This is a genomic window from Streptomyces sp. NPDC002054 (assembly GCF_040296685.1).
Classification (GTDB): Bacteria; Actinomycetota; Actinomycetes; order Streptomycetales; family Streptomycetaceae; genus Streptomyces.
In genome coordinates this window covers 35,438-55,498 of the sequence record NZ_JBEOXT010000038.1, presented here as the reverse complement: position 1 = coordinate 55,498, position 20,061 = coordinate 35,438, and the positions used below count along the sequence as shown (strand labels likewise).

Sequence of the window (20,061 nt, the reverse complement as noted above, 5' to 3'; positions counted from 1 at the left end):
CCCGCCGTTTCGATACATCCGGCACCTGCCGAATTAGTGGAAGGATCGCCCATCATGGCGAAGCTGTCTCAGGACGACCTGCTCGCGCAGTTCGAGGAGATGACCCTCATCGAGCTCTCCGAGTTCGTGAAGGCGTTCGAGGAGAAGTTCGACGTCACCGCCGCCGCGGCCGTCGCCGTTGCCGGCCCGGGCCAGGCCGGCCCGGCCGTCGAGCCGGAGGAGGAGAAGGACGAGTTCGACGTCATCCTCACCGGTGCGGGCGACAAGAAGATCCAGGTCATCAAGGTCGTGCGTGAGCTGACCTCCCTGGGCCTGAAGGAGGCCAAGGACCTCGTCGACGGCACCCCGAAGCCGGTCCTCGAGAAGGTCAACAAGGAGGCCGCTGAGAAGGCCGCCGAGTCCCTCAAGGCTGCCGGTGCGGCCGTCGAGGTCAAGTAACACCTCTGAGGCCGCCTGACGGCCTCTGACGGAGGGCGATCACCCGTATGGGTGGTCGCCCTCTGGCGTATCCGAAGTGCCTGGCTTGCCCTGCTCTCGTTGAGGAGTATGGTGATCTTCGTTGCCCTGCCACCGGGCCCCGAGGTGATCCGCACGGAGCACGGGGCCTTGACGAACGGCACGAGGCGCGCAATTCTCAGACCCGTCGTGAGGATGGACAGGTCGATCCGGATCCGAGGCATGGATCGGCCACGAAGAGGGCAGTATCGATACGCGCTCTGTGTCCGAGGGGCGCCGCAGCGTTGAACGCAGGGTTGGATTGAAGAGCAGTGGGGAAGGCCTGTTGCCGGACTCCGGAAACCTGGTCTGGACATCAGTGAGCCAAGTGGCTACACTGACCCTTTGCGCTGCCTGTTAGCTGCCCCCTGCCCGTCGCCAGGGGCATGCCCACGCTAGAGCACACAGACTGAACGTCTCTGACCTGGCCTTTTGGTCAGATGGGAACCTACTGTCTTCTGTGTCGGCTGGGACCGGTACGCGCGTAGTGAGTCCGAGCCCTCGGAAGGACCCCCTCTTGGCCGCCTCGCGCAACGCCTCGACCAATACGAACAACGGCGCCAGCACCGCCCCGCTGCGCATCTCCTTTGCAAAGATCAAGGAGCCCCTCGAGGTTCCGAACCTCCTGGCGCTGCAGACCGAGAGCTTTGACTGGCTGCTCGGCAATGCCGCCTGGAAGTCTCGCGTCGAGTCGGCGCTGGAGAGTGGACAGGACGTCCCCACCAAGTCCGGTCTGGAAGAGATCTTCGAGGAGATCTCCCCGATCGAGGACTTCTCCGGGTCGATGTCGCTGACCTTCCGCGACCACCGGTTCGAGCCGGCGAAGAACTCCGTGGACGAGTGCAAGGAGCGCGACTTCACGTTCGCGGCCCCGCTGTTTGTCACGGCCGAGTTCACGAACAACGAGACCGGTGAGATCAAGTCTCAGACGGTCTTCATGGGCGACTTCCCGCTCATGACCAACAAGGGCACCTTCGTCATCAACGGCACCGAGCGTGTCGTGGTGTCGCAGCTGGTCCGCTCCCCGGGTGTCTACTTCGACTCCTCCATCGACAAGACGTCCGACAAGGACATCTTCTCCGCCAAGATCATCCCGTCCCGGGGTGCCTGGCTGGAGATGGAGGTCGACAAGCGCGACATGGTCGGCGTCCGCATCGACCGCAAGCGCAAGCAGTCCGTCACCGTCCTCCTGAAGGCTCTCGGCTGGACCACCGAGCAGATCCTCGAGGAGTTCGGCGAGTACGAGTCCATGCGCGCCACCCTGGAGAAGGACCACACCCAGGGCCAGGACGACGCGCTGCTCGACATCTACCGCAAGCTGCGTCCGGGCGAGCCGCCGACCCGTGAGGCCGCGCAGACGCTGCTCGAGAACCTCTACTTCAACCCGAAGCGCTACGACCTGGCCAAGGTCGGCCGTTACAAGGTCAACAAGAAGCTCGGCGCGGACGAGCCGCTGGACGCCGGGGTGCTCACCACCGACGACGTCATCGCGACGATCAAGTACCTGGTCAAGCTGCACGCGGGCGAGACCGAGACGATCGGCGAGAACGGCAACTCGATCGTCGTCGAGACCGATGACATCGACCACTTCGGCAACCGTCGTCTGCGCAACGTCGGCGAGCTCATCCAGAACCAGGTCCGCACGGGTCTGGCTCGTATGGAGCGCGTCGTCCGCGAGCGCATGACCACGCAGGACGTCGAGGCCATCACGCCGCAGACGCTGATCAACATCCGGCCGGTCGTCGCCTCCATCAAGGAGTTCTTCGGCACCAGCCAGCTGTCGCAGTTCATGGACCAGAACAACCCGCTGTCCGGGCTGACGCACAAGCGTCGTCTGTCCGCGCTCGGCCCGGGTGGTCTGTCCCGTGAGCGGGCCGGCTTCGAGGTCCGTGACGTTCACCCGTCGCACTACGGCCGCATGTGCCCGATCGAGACCCCTGAAGGCCCGAACATCGGTCTGATCGGCTCGCTCGCCTCCTACGGCCGCGTCAACGCGTTCGGTTTCGTCGAGACCCCGTACCGCAAGGTCGTGGGCGGCACCGTCACCGACGAGGTCGACTACCTGACCGCCGATGAAGAGGACCGCTTCGTCATCGCCCAGGCCAACGCCGGCCTGTCCGAGGACATGCGCTTCACCGAGGCCCGCGTACTCGTCCGCCGTCGTGGCGGCGAGATCGACTACATCGCCGGTGACGACGTCGACTACATGGACGTCTCGCCGCGCCAGATGGTGTCCGTCGCGACCGCGATGATCCCCTTCCTCGAGCACGACGACGCCAACCGTGCCCTCATGGGCGCGAACATGATGCGCCAGGCCGTTCCGCTCATCAAGGCGGAGGCCCCGCTCGTCGGCACCGGCATGGAGTACCGCTGTGCGGTCGACGCCGGTGACTCGATCCGTGCGGAGAAGGACGGTGTGGTCCAGGAGGTCTCGGCCGACTACATCACCGTCGCCAACGACGACGGCACGTACACCACGTACCGCGTCGCCAAGTTCTCCCGCTCGAACCAGGGCACCTCGGTCAACCAGAAGGTGATCGTCAACGAGGGCGACCGGATCGTCGAGTCCCAGGTCCTCGCCGACGGCCCGGCGACCGAAGAGGGCGAGATGGCCCTCGGCAAGAACCTGCTCGTGGCCTTCATGCCGTGGGAGGGTCACAACTACGAGGACGCGATCATCCTGTCGCAGCGCCTCGTGCAGGACGACGTCCTCTCCTCGATCCACATCGAGGAGCACGAGGTCGATGCCCGTGACACCAAGCTCGGCCCGGAGGAGATCACCCGGGACATCCCGAACGTCTCCGAGGAGGTCCTCGCCGACCTCGACGAGCGCGGCATCATCCGCATCGGTGCGGACGTCGTCGCCGGCGACATCCTGGTCGGCAAGGTCACCCCGAAGGGTGAGACCGAGCTGACCCCGGAGGAGCGCCTGCTCCGCGCGATCTTCGGTGAGAAGGCCCGCGAGGTGCGTGACACCTCGCTCAAGGTTCCTCACGGTGAGATCGGCAAGGTCATCGGCGTCCGCGTCTTCGACCGCGAGGAGGGCGACGAGCTTCCTCCGGGCGTGAACCAGCTGGTCCGCGTCTACGTCGCCCAGAAGCGCAAGATCACCGACGGTGACAAGCTCGCCGGCCGTCACGGCAACAAGGGTGTCATCTCCAAGATCCTGCCCATCGAGGACATGCCGTTCCTCGAGGACGGAACTCCGGTCGACATCATCCTCAACCCGCTCGGTGTCCCGTCCCGAATGAACCCGGGACAGGTCCTGGAGATCCACCTCGGCTGGCTCGCCAGCCGCGGCTGGGACGTCTCCGGCCTCGCGGACGAGTGGGCCCAGCGTCTGCAGGTCATCGGCGCCGACCAGGTCGCCCCCGGCACCAACGTCGCCACCCCGGTGTTCGACGGCGCCCGCGAGGACGAGCTGGCCGGCCTGCTGCAGCACACCATCCCGAACCGCGACGGCGAGCGCATGGTGCTCCCGTCCGGCAAGGCGCGCCTGTTCGACGGCCGCTCCGGCGAGCCGTTCCCGGACCCGATCTCGGTCGGGTACATGTACATCCTCAAGCTCCACCACCTGGTCGACGACAAGCTCCACGCCCGTTCGACCGGTCCGTACTCGATGATCACGCAGCAGCCGCTGGGTGGTAAGGCGCAGTTCGGTGGCCAGCGCTTCGGTGAGATGGAGGTGTGGGCGCTCGAGGCGTACGGCGCCGCCTACGCCCTCCAGGAGCTGCTGACCATCAAGTCCGACGACGTCACCGGCCGAGTGAAGGTCTACGAGGCCATCGTCAAGGGCGAGAACATCCCCGAGCCGGGCATTCCCGAGTCCTTCAAGGTGCTCATCAAGGAAATGCAGTCGCTCTGCCTCAACGTGGAGGTGCTGTCCTCGGACGGCATGTCCATCGAGATGCGCGACACCGACGAGGACGTCTTCCGCGCGGCGGAGGAGCTCGGTATCGACCTGTCCCGGCGCGAGCCGAGCAGCGTCGAAGAGGTCTGACGGGCCCGGTCGGGGGATCCACAAGATCCCCCGGCCGTCCCCGGGACCGTTTCAGACCACTGATCAAGAGACACGACCCCGAAAGAGGGATTGACGCACAGTGCTCGACGTCAACTTCTTCGACGAGCTGCGGATCGGCCTTGCCACCGCGGACGACATCCGTACCTGGTCCCACGGCGAGGTAAAGAAGCCGGAGACCATCAACTACCGCACCCTGAAGCCCGAAAAGGACGGACTCTTCTGCGAGAAGATCTTCGGTCCGACCCGGGACTGGGAGTGCTACTGCGGCAAGTACAAGCGTGTCCGCTTCAAGGGCATCATTTGTGAGCGCTGTGGCGTCGAGGTCACGCGCGCCAAGGTGCGCCGTGAGCGCATGGGCCACATCGAGCTTGCCGCTCCCGTCACCCACATCTGGTACTTCAAGGGCGTCCCGTCGCGCCTGGGCTACCTGCTGGACCTCGCGCCGAAGGACCTCGAGAAGGTCATCTACTTCGCCGCGTACATGATCACGTTCGTGGACGACGAGCGCCGCACCCGCGACCTGCCGTCGCTGGAGGCCCACGTCTCCGTCGAGCGCCAGCAGATCGAGAACCGCCGCGACGCCGACCTCGAAGCCCGCGCCAAGAAGCTCGAGACCGACCTGGCCGAGCTCGAGGCCGAGGGCGCCAAGGCCGACGTGCGCCGCAAGGTGCGCGAGGGCGCCGAGCGCGAGATGAAGCAGCTCCGCGACCGCTCCCAGCGCGAGATCGACCGCCTGGACGAGGTCTGGAACCGCTTCAAGAACCTCAAGGTCCAGGACCTCGAGGGCGACGAGCTCCTCTACCGCGAGCTGCGTGACCGCTTCGGCACGTACTTCGACGGCTCGATGGGTGCCGCGGCGCTGCAGAAGCGCCTGGAGTCCTTCGACCTGGAGGAGGAGGCCGAGCGCCTCCGCGAGATCATCCGTACCGGCAAGGGCCAGAAGAAGACCCGTGCGCTCAAGCGCCTCAAGGTCGTCTCTGCCTTCCTGCAGACCAGCAACAGCCCCAAGGGCATGGTGCTGGACTGCGTCCCGGTGATCCCGCCGGACCTGCGTCCGATGGTGCAGCTGGACGGTGGCCGCTTCGCGACCTCCGACCTGAACGACCTGTACCGCCGTGTGATCAACCGCAACAACCGTCTGAAGCGTCTGCTCGACCTCGGTGCCCCCGAGATCATCGTGAACAACGAGAAGCGGATGCTCCAGGAGGCGGTCGACGCCCTCTTCGACAACGGCCGTCGCGGTCGCCCGGTCACGGGCCCCGGCAACCGTCCGCTGAAGTCCCTCAGCGACATGCTGAAGGGCAAGCAGGGTCGATTCCGTCAGAACCTGCTCGGCAAGCGTGTGGACTACTCCGCGCGTTCCGTGATCGTTGTCGGTCCGCAGCTGAAGCTGCACCAGTGTGGTCTGCCCAAGGCCATGGCGCTGGAGCTCTTCAAGCCGTTCGTGATGAAGCGCCTGGTCGACCTGAACCACGCGCAGAACATCAAGAGCGCGAAGCGCATGGTCGAGCGCGGTCGCACCGTGGTGTACGACGTCCTCGAAGAGGTCATCGCCGAGCACCCGGTGCTGCTGAACCGTGCGCCCACGCTGCACCGCCTCGGCATCCAGGCCTTCGAGCCGCAGCTGGTCGAGGGCAAGGCCATCCAGATCCACCCGCTCGTCTGCACCGCGTTCAACGCGGACTTCGACGGTGACCAGATGGCCGTCCACCTGCCGCTCTCCGCGGAGGCGCAGGCCGAGGCCCGCATCCTGATGCTGTCCTCGAACAACATCCTCAAGCCGGCCGACGGCCGTCCGGTCACGATGCCGACCCAGGACATGGTCCTTGGTCTGTTCTTCCTGACCACCGACGGTGAGCTCCGCGACACCAAGGGCGAGGGCCGGTCCTTCGGCTCCACGGCCGAGGCGATCATGGCGTTCGACGCCGGTGAGCTGGCCCTGCAGTCGCCCGTCGACATCCGCTTCCCGGTGGGCACCATTCCGCCGCGCGGCTGGGTTCCCCCGGTCGCCGAGGAGGGTGAGCAGGAGTTCCAGCAGGGAGACACCTTCCGGCTGCGCACCACCCTGGGCCGCGCGCTCTTCAACGAGCTGCTGCCCGAGGACTACCCGTTCGTCGACTACTCGGTGGGCAAGAAGCAGCTCTCCGAGATCGTCAACGACCTGGCGGAGCGCTACCCCAAGGTCATCGTGGCGGCGACGCTCGACAACCTGAAGGCGGCCGGCTTCCACTGGGCGACCCGTTCCGGTGTCACCGTGGCCATCTCCGACGTCGTCGTGCCCGAGGCCAAGAAGGCCATCGTCGCGGGCTACGAGGCGCAGGACGAGAAGGTCCAGAAGCAGTACGAGCGCGGTCTGATCACCAAGGACGAGCGCACGCAGGAGCTCATCGCGATCTGGACCAAGGCGACCAACGAGGTTGCCGAGGCGATGAACGCGAACTTCCCCAAGACCAACCCCATCTTCATGATGGTTGACTCGGGTGCCCGAGGAAACATGATGCAGATGCGACAGATCGCCGGTATGCGTGGTCTGGTGTCGAACGCGAAGAACGAGACCATCCCGCGTCCGATCAAGGCCTCGTTCCGTGAGGGCCTGTCGGTGCTGGAGTACTTCATCTCCACCCACGGTGCCCGTAAGGGTCTGGCCGACACCGCCCTGCGTACCGCCGACTCGGGTTACCTGACCCGTCGTCTGGTGGACGTCTCGCAGGACGTGATCATCCGCGAGGAGGACTGTGGCACCGAGCGCGGTCTGAAGCTGAAGATCGGTGTCCGTGGCGAGGACGGCGTGCTGCGCAAGGCGGACGACGCGGAGACCTCGGTCTACGCCCGCATGCTGGCCGAGGACCTGGTCATCGACGGCAAGGTCATCGCGCCGGCCAACGTCGACCTCGGTGACGTGCTCATCGACGCGGTCATCGCGAACGGCGTCGAAGAGGTCAAGGTCCGCTCGGTCCTGACCTGTGAGTCCGCCGTCGGCACCTGTGCCTTCTGCTACGGCCGCTCGCTGGCCACCGGCAAGCTGGTCGACATCGGTGAGGCGGTCGGCATCATCGCCGCCCAGTCCATCGGTGAGCCCGGTACCCAGCTGACGATGCGTACCTTCCACACCGGTGGTGTGGCCGGTGACGACATCACCCAGGGTCTGCCGCGTGTCGTCGAGCTCTTCGAGGCCCGTACCCCGAAGGGTGTCGCCCCGATCTCCGAGGCCGCCGGCCGCGTGCGGATCGAGGAGACCGAGAAGACCAAGAAGATCGTCATCACCCCCGATGACGGTTCGGACGAGACCGCGTTCCCGATCTCGAAGCGTGCGCGCCTCGAGGTTGCCGAGGGCGACCACGTCGAGGTGGGCCAGAAGCTCACCGCGGGTGCCACCAACCCGCACGACGTGCTGCGCATCCTCGGTCAGCGCGCGGTCCAGGTCCACCTGGTCGGCGAAGTCCAGAAGGTGTACAACTCGCAGGGCGTGTCGATCCACGACAAGCACATCGAGATCATCATCCGGCAGATGCTGCGCCGCGTGACGATCATCGAGTCCGGCGACGCCGAGCTGCTTCCGGGCGAGCTCGTCGAGCGGTCGAAGTTCGAGACCGAGAACCGTCGCGTGGTCACCGAGGGCGGTCACCCCGCCTCCGGCCGTCCGCAGCTGATGGGTATCACCAAGGCCTCGCTCGCGACCGAGTCGTGGCTGTCGGCGGCGTCCTTCCAGGAGACCACCCGAGTCCTGACGGATGCGGCGATCAACGCCAAGTCCGACAGCCTCATCGGCCTCAAGGAGAACGTCATCATCGGTAAGCTCATCCCGGCCGGTACGGGCCTGTCCCGCTACCGCAACATCCGGGTGGAGCCCACCGAGGAGGCGAAGGCCGCGATGTACTCGGCCGTCGGCTACGACGACATCGACTACTCGCCCTTCGGCACCGGCTCCGGCCAGGCTGTCCCGCTGGAGGACTACGACTACGGCCCGTACAACGGCTGACGTCGCAGGCAGTAGTAAGCACAGGGCGGTCACCCTTCACGGGGTGGCCGCCCTGCGGCGTTCTCGGCCCGGGGGCGGGAGATAGGGCTGGAGGCGGTGCAGCCGGGTGCGGTGATGCGGGTCGGGGGACAGCAGCAGCTGCAGGGTGCCCACCTCTTCGTCCTCCGGGCCGGCCGCCGCAGCGAGCACCTCGGCGAGCGGGGGCCCGAACCCGAGCAGGGCCGCGTGCCGGTCGGCCCGCAGCTCGGCCCGGCGCCCGACGGCAGCAGTGAGGAAGGGCAGGGCCAGGAGCAGCAGGGGTGCGCCGTAGGTCGCGGCCAGGGTCAGGTAGCCGGCCCAGGCCAGGGCGGCGCCGAGGAGCAGCGCCGCCAGGGCGGGGATGCGTTTCGCCTCCCGCAGGATCAAACGCGCGCCGGGCTGGAGGATCAGCCAGAGGAGTCGGCCGGGCAGGGCGTACCACCAGGTCAGCATCCTGCTCCAGGTGTGCCCGGCGGTGTGGTGGCCCAGTTCGTGGGCGAGTACGGCCGCCAGCTGAGAGGTGGGCAGGGTGTCCAGCGAGCGCCGGGTGACGATCACGAGATGGCCGCCGGCCGCCGAGGAGGTCACGTCGCCGCTTTCTTCGATCCACAGCTGGTACCGGCTCCCGTCCACGCCCGCGCGGACCGTCACCTCACGCCATACGGAGGTGAGCAGCGCGAGTTCCTCCGGCAGGGGAGGGTGCAGCCGGAGCAGGTACCGGGCGACGCAGACCTCGGTGGGGCGGTGGAAGCAGAGCACTCCGGCCGCCAGCCACAGCGCCACCGGTATGCCGTACGGAATTCCGGTGGTGCTCTGCAGGCCCCGGCTGAGCAGGCCGATCAACAGCAGGCCGAAGAGCGCTCCGGGAAGATGCAGGGCCAGCCCGCCGAGGGCTGTCAGTCCGGCGCCGCGCTGGTGGGCCGTGTAGTGCACGCGGGTGCCCGGAGCGTGCCGGTAGTCGAGATCGTCGTCGGGTTCGGGCACGGCCGTCACCCCTGGTCCGGCTCGACGGGGCTCCGGCCGTAGCCGGGCGGTTTCTCCCAGCGGGATTCCTCCCGCGGGGGCCTGGGCTCCTCGGGGACCGGGTTGCTGCCGAGGGGTTGTGCGAGCACGTCGGTGAGGGCCTTCACCGCATACCGGCGGGGTTCGGCCAGCTCGTGGTTCTCCGCCGTCTGCTCTTCGAACAGTTTGGTGACGAGCTCCAGCTGGGCGCGGACCAGGTTCCGCTGGTCCTCCCGGAGGTGGTTCATGAACTCCTTTGTGTCCTCGGGGTGCTGGCTGAGGTACCAGGCCCAGGCCCGGACCCCGCCCCGGTCCAGGAACCCCTCGTAGAGGTCGGTCCGCTCCGCCCGCAGCCGGAGCAGCGCGTCCCGGCGACCGTCGGCGGCGGCGTCCACCTGGATTCCGCGCTGCTCGGTGAGGACGTTCTCGGCTGCTTGGTGCCCGATCGACTGGAGGCGCGCCTCGTGGGCGATCGCCTCCTGATTCCGGCGCAGCCGCAGCGTCCAGGTGGTCCGCAGGCCTGCCGTCGTGCCCAGCGGCTCCCACAGCTCCGACGCTGCCAGGAGTTCCGTCTCGGCGGCAGCACTGTCGACGATCTCGAATTTACGGGCGATCGTGCGGGCGGAGCGCTCCAGCTCACCCTCCAGCAGCCGGGGTACGTTGCGGTAGCCGCTGCGGACGAAGGCGACCGGATCGTGTACCTGCCACTGCATGTCCACGGTGGCCTGGAATTCCAGGGCGTCGTTTGCGCTGGGCAGGCTCAGTTCGGCCTGTACCGGGTGGAGTCCCGTGTCCACTTCGTAGACCGCGCAGTACCGGGAAGTCGCTCTCGGCCGGTGGGGCGGCTGGAAGACCACGTATTCGCCCGTGTGGGTCGCGTACACGAGACAGTGATCGAAGCGTGTCAGCCGTTTGCGGCGGAGATCCAGCCGGGCGAGTTGCCGGACGCTGATCACCGGGTCGATCAGCTCGGTGTGCCGGTCGGCCGCCTGTAACCAGTCGAAGTTGCTCGATGACATCTGCGTCTCCTTGTGGTCAGAGCCGGGAGAGGACGGTCAGCAGCCGCTCGGCGACCGCGGGGCGTGGTCCACCGTCGTCGCCGCGGATGGTGTGGAGGAGGTGCTCGATGCGCCGGTGCTCGGTGCCATCGGTGACGAGCTGCGGCAGCAGTGCCGCGAGGGCCCATTCGGTCGGAGGGCTCGAGTCGGCTGCCCGTATCCAGCTGGTCAGGACGAGCAGGGCGTCGAGGGTGAAGTCCCGGTCGCCCAGGGCGGACCTCAGGAGCCGTGGTATCCCGGTCCTGACGGACTCGCTGTCACCTGTTGCGTAGTGGTCGAGGATCAGGGGCCGGCTGCCGGTGTCCTCGTCGGTGTGCCGGCAGGCGCCGAGGAACCCTTGGATGGAGAGCTTGAACACGGACCGGTGGTCGTCCAGTGTCCGCAGTACCTCGTCCAGGACGCGGGGAGCAGCCGACGACAGCAGGAGCAGTTCCACGGACTGGGCCAGCTCGCCGTCCAGCAGTCCGTCGCTTTCGCTGCCGTACTGCTTCCGTGCCTGCACGCGCAGTGCGGACAGCGCCGCCTCCGGCCGCTCGTCCCCGAGCAGTCCCTGCGCCCGGACCCCGACCCAGCCGAGCCTGGGGTCTGCGGCGGCGGTCCAGTCGTCGGTGATCCGGAGGATGTTGGGGGCACCCGCGCGGTGGGACAGGGCCAGTGCGGCGACGGCGCCGACCCGGTGTGCGGCCTTCCGGGACCTGGCCCAGGGCTCGATGATCAGTGCCATGGCCGAGGGCAGATCGGTGGTGGCCAGCGTGGCCACCGTCGCCGCTGCCCGGGTCCGTACGAACGGCCGCCCGTCCTCGGCGAGCCGGCCGAGCCAGGTCACCAGGGCGGGACGGGCGGACGGATGCCCCGTCCACACCTCGCGGAGCAGGACCCCCGCGGTGCGGTCGTCCTGGAAGGCGGCCTTGAGCTGGTGGACCGGGCCCCACTCGGTGGGCTCGACCCCGGGATCGGTGCGGGCCCGGGCCCGTTCAATCCGGTCGCCGATGTGGGTGCCGAACACGGGCACCGTCTTCGGTGCGTCGGAGTTCGCCGTCCGCTGGAGGAATTCGAAGAGCAGGTCGCTGAGCTCGGCGATGAGGGCGTACGGTCCGACGTCGAACGCGGCGAGGGCGATGAGGAACGCCTTCTCGCGCAGGTGGAGGTCGGCCTCGTCCGTCTCGAACCACTCCCGTACCTGCTGGACCACAGGCGCGAGCGAGGCCCGCCGGAGCGCAACCTCGTCGACCTCGCCCAGGGCGTACCGCCGGAGCTCCGTGCAGTACGCGACCACTTCGCGCGGCTGATGGCCGCGCGGCAGGAACTCGGAGACGGCCTCCAGCGCCATCAGCCGGTGTGCCGGGCCGGACCCGACTGCCCGGTTCAGATGGGACCGGAGGATGGCGGCGGCCGTCGGCGGGGTCCAGGACCAGGTACGGACATCGTCCTCCACCCAGGGGCGCAGTCCGGCGGTGATGACCAGGAAGCCACCGTGCTCCCGGAGGTGGTCGCGGATCGCCAGCAGATGTGTCTCGCGGAGCGGATCGCTCGGCTCGGTCACCAGATCGCACAGGGCGTGCCCGGGCACCTTTCCCTTGCCCAGTCGCTCCAGCAGTTCCCCGGGGCGGATGGTCCGGTCGACCGCGTGCACCGGGGTGGCACCGAGCCGGCGCAGCAGCATCAGGGCGGCAGTGCGCCGTCCGGTGAACGGTGCGCCGGTCAGCACCAGGACCTGTTCCTTCTCGAGGCGCTCCAGCAGGGTTTCGAAGGGGGTGCCCTCGGTGACGAAGGTCCGGGCCCGCGCGTCCAGCTCCTCGCCGGGGATCTCACCGGACGCCTGGGTGGGGCCTGCCCGCCCGAACTGGTAGTAGACGTCGCCGATGATCTGGTCGGCGACCACCCCGTGGTTCACCCCGTCGAACGACAGGGTGCGGGGGAGGTGCCGGCGGAGCGTCTGCCGGGTGTCCCAGGCCGCCTGCGGTGCGGGCTCCTCCTCGGTTGTCGCTCCGTCTTCCCTGGCTTCGCCCGGCTCGGCGGCGTCCTTCTCCTCCGCTGCCGGTTTCTGCGCCGGCTGCTCTCCCGGTTCGGGAGTGCTCATCCGCGGTCACCCCGGTCGGTGGGAAGGGAGATCCCGCCGTTGATCGCACCGCCCTGAATGATGGGGCCGGTGATCTGATGGGCGACGACTCCGTTGTTGGTGCCGCGGAATTCGACCTGGCCGCCACTGGGGGAGGGGCCGGCACCGCGCCGGGGCGGCTCCGGTGCCGAGGTGGCCGACACTGCCGGCAGCGGTCCGTACAGCCAGGCCTTCAGCGGGCCGTTCTTGCTTTCCACGGTGAACCCGTGGAAAGCGGACCGGGGGATTCCCGTGTGGTCGTGCCGGACGATGCCCGTGTACACCGGCTCGGACACGCACAGGGCGATGTCCTCGGTGCGCTCGCGGAGTGCGGCCCGCAGGCCATCGGCGTCCAGCAGCCGGCAGGCGTGGTTGAGGTCGGAGCCGACCCAGCCGTCCGTGGCGTCCACGGTCACGTAGCCGGTGGCCACCACGGCGCGCAGCCGGATCTGGGCCGCGCTGGACGCCATCCGGTTCACCGCCCGCAGCTGTGCCGGTGCCTCGGTGAGCAGGACCCGCAGCAGTGCGGTCAGGGGCGTGTTCGCGTCGATCATGACGAGCACACCGTCGCCGCGGTCGGCGCGCAGGTGGCGCGTCTGGTCGATGCCCGCCTCCTGCAGGACGCGCTCGACAACGTCGTAGAGCATCCGGCGGAGGTATGCCTGCTCCACATCGTCCCGGTCACTGAACTTCTCGATGTCGAGCAGGAGCAGATTGCGATTGAGCGGGTCGGTCATGTCTGCCTCTCGTGGTCGCGTGCCGTGCGAGAAACAGGGTGCGGGCACACCCCGGCCCGGGGTGAGGGCAGATGACGCAGTGGAACTGTGACCGTGTGCACTGAACGCTCAGGCTCCGGTGAGGCCGATCCGCCGGAGTACGTCCGGCCGTACGATCACCAGCGCGCGGCGGCCGGTGCTGACGACCCCGCGGTCGCGGAGCTCCTTCAGCTGCCGCTGCACCATTTCGCGGGAGGCCAGGACCGCGCCCGCGAGCTCCTGCTTGGTGAGCGGAACGGTGATTTCCACACCGCTGTCGGTGCGGCGGCCGTGGGTGCGGGCGAGGTCCAGCAGCAGGGTGGCCAACCGTTCACGCACGCTCATGGAGGCGAACTCCAGTTGTCGGCGGTCGGCGGCCCGGGTCCGGTCGGCGGACAGGCCGAGCAGGGTGAGCGAGACGGCGGGGGAGCGGGCGAGGAAGTCCTGGAAGCCGCGGTGGTCGATGGCCACGGCCCGTACGGGCTCCAGCGCGGTGACGGTGGCGGAGCGCGGGCGGCCGGTGACCGCGGCGGACTCGCCGACGATGTCCCCCGGCCCGCGCAGGGCGAGGAGAGCCTGGTAGCCGCTGGCGGCGGAGGCCGTCACCTTGGTCCAGCCGGTGAGGATCAACAGGATGTGCGTGGAGGGTTCGTGCTGCTGGATCAGCGGGGCGCGCGGCGCAAAGGCGAGTTCCCGCCCCAGCTTGCGTAAGGCCGTGGCCTCTTCGTTCTCCAGCCGGGCCAGGAACGGAACGCGGTCGTTCAGCCCGCCGTCGCCCGGGAGGTGTGCCGAGTCGTCCATCCGAGTCCCCCGATCATCAGGGCGGTCAATGTACTGACCGGGGGACCGGCGCGGTTGCGGAATCCGCGAGATTGGCGTCGAGGAGTCAGCCCTGGGCGTTCCGCCGGCGGCGGAGGCTGAGTGTGGTGACCGTCAGGAGGGTCAGGGCGGCTGCTGCGAGGCCCGGCCAGAGGCCCTTTGGGGTGAAGGTGCAGGAGATTTTTTCGGTGCCCGGGGGGAGGTCCATGGCGAGCAGGCCGTGGAAGCTCTTGGTGGGGGCCGAGCACTGCCAGCCGGGGACGTCCGTCATGGCGAAGACGGCCGTGCCGGTGGTGCCCTTGGGGAGGGTGGCCTCGATGGTGTGGCCGCCTGCCCTGACCTCGGTGGCGCCGGTCTTGACCAGGCCCTCCACGGCCGCGGCGAGCTGGGTGCGGTCCAGGCAGCCGATGGGGGCCTCGGGGGCCTGGGCGCCGCTCTTGGTGGTGACGGTGATGTCGAGCTTGCCGCTCGTGGGGACCGTGCCGAGCTTCAGGACGCCCGTCTGCCGGTCCTCCAGGCGGTGCGTGGTGCCGCCCTGGGTGAGGGTGCCGTTCAGGGCGGGGGAGTACCAGTAGGCCTCGGTGCCGGGGCTGCAGACGGCCGTGTACTTCTGCTCCGTGGCGCTGCCGGAGCGGCGGGTGCGGGGGACCAGGTAGACGGCCTTGCCCAGGACGTTCTCCTGGTTGGCCCAGACGCTGCCCGCGGGGGCGGCCGACCGGAATTCCCCGTTGCGGACGGTGACCAGCGGGGGAGCGAGGAACTTCGTGCCCTGCCAGGCGTTCTTCACGCCCGGGACCGGGCTCACCCGGGCGCCGATGGAGAAGATCGCGTCCAGGACCCCGTTGTCGGCGCCGAAGAAGGTCCGGCCGTCGTTCTTGTAGCCGTAGCCCAGCGGCTCCAGGGCCTGGTAGGTGGCCTCCGGCAGGTAGCTGCTGTAGTACTGCGGGCCTTCGGCCTGGAGGGCCAGGGCGTCGTTGTACGAGGTCTGGGGCTTGCCCGAGTCGGTTCGGTATGCGGGCCAGCCGTCCACGGAGCGGACGGCCTCGAAGTGGTGGGTGATCGACTGGCTCGAGGTGACGGCCGGCTTCGCCCACCGCTCCCGGACCCGCTTCTCGTCCGCGTTGAAGGCGGCCAGGGTGGACTCGGCGAAGACCACGGCGACCATCAGGGCCGCGGCGACCGGGATCAGCGCCCGCCGCCGCTCGCCCATCCCCAGCAGGACCAGGGCGAGCAGCGAGAGCGCGCCGCCGCCCAGGACCGCGTACCAGGTCTCGACGGCGAAGTCGTCGGTGTTGCGGAGCAGGAAGGTGGCCGCCACCAGCAGGCCGGCCGTGATGGCCAGGTGCAACGGGCGCGGGCGGTTGGCCAGCGCCATCCAGGCGACGATCACCAGCAGCCCGCTGAACACGAAGGCCTCGCGGTACGGGTTGCCGTTCGGCACCGCCAGGCCGTGCCAGACGTACTGGGTGGGCGGGAACTGGAACGAGGCCGCCACCAGGACCAGGGCCAGGCCCCAGACCAGCCGGGTCTTCTTCGCGATGGCGGTGTTGAGGAGAAAGGATCCCGCGAGGATCAGGCCCAGCGAGGCGATGTAGAGCCGCGGCCGGCCGCCCCACAGGTGGGTGGCGGGCAGCATGCCGGTGAGGAAGACGTCCAGGCGCTGCGGATCGAACTCGCCCACCTTGGTGGGCTGGGCCGCCCCGCTGGAGAGGAAGGAGGGAAGCAGCAGGGGAAGCGTGAGGAGTATGCCGGTGGCCGCGGCGGTGGCCGCCCGGAACAGGGCGCGCAGCCGCTGCTTGCCGGTCATGTCCCGAGTGATGAGACGGATGCCCAGCAATACGCAGGCCGCCATCGTCGCCATCATCGCGGTGTAGAAGTTGCCCAGCCAGGCGAGCGCGACCAGCGTGGTCGCGGCCGGCCAGCGCCGCTCCTCCAGGCACCACTCGACGGCGATCCCCAGCAGCGGCAGGGCGACCAGGCCCCACAGCCACATCGGGATGTACGAGGCGTCGCTGAGCGCCCACCCGCACAGGCCGTACGTCGCCCCCAGCACCCCCCGCTGCCACCACGGGCCCGGCACCAGCCGGCCCAGGTAGACGGCCATCAGGGCAGCCGCCAGGCCCATCGTGATCGGGGTGATCGCGAAGACCACCAGGTCGACGTGGGCTCGCGGCACCAGCACGGCCAGCCAGGAGAACGGATTGCCGAGGTAGGTGTAGTAGTCGGACAGGAACTGCTGTCCGAAGGCCCCGCGCCAGGTGAACAGCACATCACCGGCGGCCTGCCCGTGGACCAGGTCCCAGAGCGCCCGGTGGAAGGGCACGTACTGATTGGCCTGGTCGTTGATGGCCCGGCCGGTGTTCCCGAAGGGGAAGCTGCCGCGGAGCGCCCAAGCCGTGCAGAACGCGGCCGAGGTGAGGGCGAAGGCGAGCAGGGGTGCGTACAGCCGCTGGATCCGGCTCGCCAATGTGGTACTCCCAAGAACTCGGTACGATGGCCTGTTCGGGTAGTTTATGCAGCCACTCGGGGGGCAAAGCGGGGCGCCTGCCGGGTCCGGGGCATTTGTTTTGACCGGAGTGGATGCGGTAGGTACGCTCAGACCTTGTGCCTGGGGTGTGCCTGGGCTCCCGTGCGTGTCCATCAACCGCATGCGAGCCGCAGAGGCCACCGCGATCCGAGGGCGATTCCGCCAGTGGCGGGGCCCTCCCGGATCCGACACACCCGACCGCGTGGGTCGGCGAAGTTCCAGGTTAGTTTTACGATCGGCACACAGAAACCGGAGAAGTAGTGCCTACGATCCAGCAGCTGGTCCGGAAGGGCCGGCAGGACAAGGTCGAGAAGACGAAGACGCCCGCGCTTGAGGCTTCGCCCCAGCGCCGTGGTGTCTGCACGCGTGTGTTCACGACCACCCCGAAGAAGCCGAACTCGGCGCTCCGTAAGGTCGCGCGTGTGCGTCTGACCTCCGGCATCGAGGTCACCGCTTACATTCCGGGTGAGGGACACAACCTGCAGGAGCACTCGATCGTGCTCGTGCGTGGTGGCCGTGTGAAGGACCTGCCGGGTGTTCGTTACAAGATCATCCGCGGTGCGCTTGACACCCAGGCTGTCAAGAACCGCAAGCAGGCCCGCAGCCGCTACGGCGCCAAGAAGGAGAAGTAAGAATGCCTCGTAAGGGCCCCGCCCCGAAGCGCCCGGTCATCATCGACCCGGTCTACAGCTCTCCTCTGGTCACCTCGCTGATCAACAAGATCCTCCTGGACGGCAAGCGCTCCACCGCCGAGCGCATCGTCTACGGCGCCATGGAAGGCCTCCGCGAGAAGACCGGCAACGACCCGGTCATCACGCTGAAGCGCGCGCTGGAGAACGTCAAGCCCTCCCTCGAGGTCAAGTCCCGCCGCGTCGGTGGCGCGACCTACCAGGTTCCGGTCGAGGTCAAGCCGGGTCGTCAGTCGACCCTGGCCCTCCGCTGGCTCGTGGGTTACTCCCGCGCCCGCCGCGAGAAGACCATGACCGAGCGCCTGATGAACGAGCTTCTCGACGCTTCGAACGGCCTTGGTGCGGCCGTCAAGAAGCGCGAGGACACGCACAAGATGGCCGAGTCCAACAAGGCCTTCGCGCACTACCGCTGGTAGTCGCAACCCACATCGAGACCGAGAGAAGACTGAGCCGATATGGCTACCACTTCGCTTGACCTGGCCAAGGTGCGCAACATCGGCATCATGGCTCACATCGACGCGGGCAAGACGACCACCACCGAGCGAATCCTGTTCTACACCGGTGTTTCGTACAAGATCGGTGAAGTCCACGACGGCGCAGCCACGATGGACTGGATGGAGCAGGAGCAGGAGCGCGGCATCACGATCACGTCCGCCGCGACGACCTGCCACTGGCCGCTCGAGGACGTCGACCACACCATCAACATCATCGACACCCCGGGCCACGTGGACTTCACGGTCGAGGTGGAGCGTTCGCTCCGCGTCCTCGACGGTGCCGTCACCGTGTTCGACGGTGTCGCCGGTGTGGAGCCGCAGTCCGAGACTGTTTGGCGTCAGGCGGACCGCTACGGCGTGCCGCGTATCTGCTTCGTCAACAAGCTCGACCGTACCGGTGCCGAGTTCCACCGCTGTGTCGACATGATCAAGGACCGCCTCGGTGCGGTTCCGATCGTCATGCAGCTCCCCATCGGCGCCGAGATGGACTTCCAGGGCGTTGTCGACCTGGTCACCATGAAGGCGTTCGTCTGGTCCGCCGAGGCGACCAAGGGCGAGATGTACGACATCGTCGACATCCCGGCCTCGCACACCGAGGCTGCTGAAGAGTGGCGCGGCAAGCTGGTCGAGACCGTCGCCGAGAACGACGACGAGATCATGGAGCTCTTCCTGAACGGCGACGAGCCGTCCGTGGAGCAGCTGCACGCCGCCGTCCGCCGCATCATCATCGGCTCCGGCAAGGGCAAGGGCCAGGCCACGATCACCGCGGTGTTCTGTGGCACGGCGTTCAAGAACAAGGGCGTTCAGCCCCTGCTCGACGCTGTCGTCCGCTACCTGCCGTCGCCCCTGGACATCGAGGCCATCGAGGGCCACGACGTCCGGGACGCCGAGGTCGTCGTGAAGCGCAAGCCGTCCGACGAGGAGCCGCTCGCGGCTCTGGCGTTCAAGATCATGAGCGACCCGCACCTCGGCAAGCTCACCTTCGTCCGGGTTTACTCGGGCCGCCTGGAGGCCGGCACCTCGGTGCTGAACTCCGTCAAGGGCAAGAAGGAGCGCATCGGCAAGATCTACCGCATGCACGCGAACAAGCGTGAGGAGATCGCGGCGGTGGGCGCCGGCGACATCGTCGCCGTCATGGGCCTGAAGCAGACCACCACCGGTGAGACGCTGTGTGACGACAAGGCACCCGTGATCCTGGAGTCCATGGACTTCCCGGCTCCGGTCATCCAGGTCGCCATCGAGCCCAAGTCCAAGGGTGACCAGGAGAAGCTGGGTGTCGCCATCCAGCGTCTCGCGGAGGAGGACCCCTCCTTCCACGTTCACTCGGACGAGGAGACGGGCCAGACCATCCTCGGCGGTATGGGCGAGCTGCACCTCGAGGTGCTGGTCGACCGTATGAAGCGCGAGTTCAAGGTCGAGGCCAACGTCGGCAAGCCGCAGGTCGCGTACCGCGAGACGATCCGCAAGGCCGTCGAGCGTCACGACTACACCCACAAGAAGCAGACCGGTGGTACCGGTCAGTTCGCCAAGGTGCAGATCGCGATCGAGCCGATCACCGAGTCGGACGGCCCGGCGTACGAGTTCGTGAACAAGGTCACCGGTGGCCGCGTGCCGAAGGAGTACATCCCTTCGGTCGACGCCGGTGCGCAGGAGGCCATGCAGTTCGGCATCCTGGCCGGCTACGAGATGACGGGCGTCCGCGTCACGCTTCTCGACGGTGGCTACCACGAGGTCGACTCCTCCGAGCTCGCGTTCAAGATCGCCGGTTCGCAGGCCTTCAAGGAGGCCGCGCGCAAGGCCAACCCCGTGCTGCTCGAGCCGATGATGGCCGTTGAGGTCACCACGCCCGAGGACTACATGGGTGAGGTCATCGGCGACATCAACTCCCGCCGTGGCCAGATTCAGGCCATGGAGGAGCGTCACGGTGCTCGCGTCGTGAAGGGCCTCGTGCCTCTTTCGGAGATGTTCGGCTACGTCGGAGACCTCCGCAGCAAGACCTCGGGTCGCGCCAGCTACTCGATGCAGTTCGACTCCTACGCCGAGGTTCCGCGGAACGTCGCCGAGGAGATCATCGCGAAGGCCAAGGGCGAGTAACTCTCCCGAGTT

The 20,061-nt window shown here is 68.0% G+C and carries 12 protein-coding genes; 6 read left to right on the top strand and 6 right to left on the bottom strand.

Going from position 1 to position 20,061, the window contains the following annotated elements; all coding sequences use genetic code 11:
- Positions 1-54 precede the first annotated feature (54 nt).
- The 3 genes from rplL (at position 55) to ABT123_RS29870 (ending at position 8,495) form a co-directional block, all read left to right on the top strand.
- Complete coding sequence (gene rplL / locus ABT123_RS29880) at positions 55-438, top strand: 50S ribosomal protein L7/L12 (RefSeq protein WP_351320292.1); 384 nt, start codon at positions 55-57, stop codon at positions 436-438.
- A gap of 574 nt (positions 439-1,012) precedes the next feature.
- The gene (gene rpoB, locus ABT123_RS29875) at positions 1,013-4,495 is read left to right on the top strand and encodes a DNA-directed RNA polymerase subunit beta (protein WP_351320290.1); all 3,483 of its coding nucleotides are present in this window, start codon (positions 1,013-1,015) and stop codon (positions 4,493-4,495) included.
- A gap of 100 nt (positions 4,496-4,595) precedes the next feature.
- On the top strand, positions 4,596-8,495 hold the full coding sequence (locus ABT123_RS29870) for a DNA-directed RNA polymerase subunit beta' (protein ID WP_351320288.1): 3,900 nt from the start codon (positions 4,596-4,598) through the stop codon (positions 8,493-8,495).
- Positions 8,496-8,531: 36 nt separating this feature from the next.
- On the opposite strand, the gene ABT123_RS29865 is transcribed toward ABT123_RS29870, so the two are convergent.
- The 6 genes from ABT123_RS29865 to ABT123_RS29840 all read right to left on the bottom strand — a co-directional run bounded on the left by ABT123_RS29865 (position 8,532) and on the right by ABT123_RS29840 (position 16,712).
- A complete protein-coding gene (locus ABT123_RS29865) occupies positions 8,532-9,497 on the bottom strand; it encodes a M48 family metalloprotease (RefSeq protein ID WP_351320285.1) in 966 nt (321 codons plus the stop codon).
- A 5-nt stretch (positions 9,498-9,502) separates the two neighbouring features.
- Complete coding sequence (locus ABT123_RS29860) at positions 9,503-10,534, bottom strand: hypothetical protein (protein WP_351320283.1); 1,032 nt, start codon at positions 10,532-10,534, stop codon at positions 9,503-9,505.
- Positions 10,535-10,550: 16 nt separating this feature from the next.
- A complete protein-coding gene (locus ABT123_RS29855; protein WP_351320281.1) occupies positions 10,551-12,653 on the bottom strand; it encodes a hypothetical protein in 2,103 nt (700 codons plus the stop codon).
- On the bottom strand, positions 12,650-13,408 hold the full coding sequence (locus tag ABT123_RS29850; RefSeq protein ID WP_351320279.1) for a hypothetical protein: 759 nt from the start codon (positions 13,406-13,408) through the stop codon (positions 12,650-12,652). Before ABT123_RS29850 ends, ABT123_RS29855 begins: the two co-directional genes overlap by 4 nt.
- A 108-nt stretch (positions 13,409-13,516) precedes the next feature.
- Positions 13,517-14,227: a Crp/Fnr family transcriptional regulator gene (locus ABT123_RS29845; protein ID WP_351320277.1), complete on the bottom strand. Its 711-nt coding sequence runs from the start codon at positions 14,225-14,227 to the stop codon at positions 13,517-13,519.
- An 85-nt stretch (positions 14,228-14,312) separates the two neighbouring features.
- On the bottom strand, positions 14,313-16,712 hold the full coding sequence (locus tag ABT123_RS29840) for a YfhO family protein (RefSeq protein WP_351320275.1): 2,400 nt from the start codon (positions 16,710-16,712) through the stop codon (positions 14,313-14,315).
- Positions 16,713-17,032: 320 nt separating this feature from the next.
- Here ABT123_RS29840 and rpsL point away from each other — a divergent pair, with 320 nt between their 5' ends.
- The 3 genes from rpsL to fusA are packed head-to-tail and all read left to right on the top strand — an operon-like array spanning position 17,033 to position 20,049.
- Entirely contained in the window at positions 17,033-17,404 is a 372-nt protein-coding gene (gene rpsL, locus ABT123_RS29835; protein ID WP_007265893.1) for a 30S ribosomal protein S12, read from the top strand.
- Between the two features lie 2 nt (positions 17,405-17,406).
- Positions 17,407-17,877 (top strand): 30S ribosomal protein S7, encoded by a 471-nt coding sequence (gene rpsG, locus ABT123_RS29830; RefSeq protein WP_053731192.1) that lies wholly within the window; start codon positions 17,407-17,409, stop codon positions 17,875-17,877.
- Between the two features lie 39 nt (positions 17,878-17,916).
- The gene (fusA, locus tag ABT123_RS29825) at positions 17,917-20,049 is read left to right on the top strand and encodes an elongation factor G (protein WP_351320272.1); all 2,133 of its coding nucleotides are present in this window, start codon (positions 17,917-17,919) and stop codon (positions 20,047-20,049) included.
- Positions 20,050-20,061: the final 12 nt, after the last annotated feature.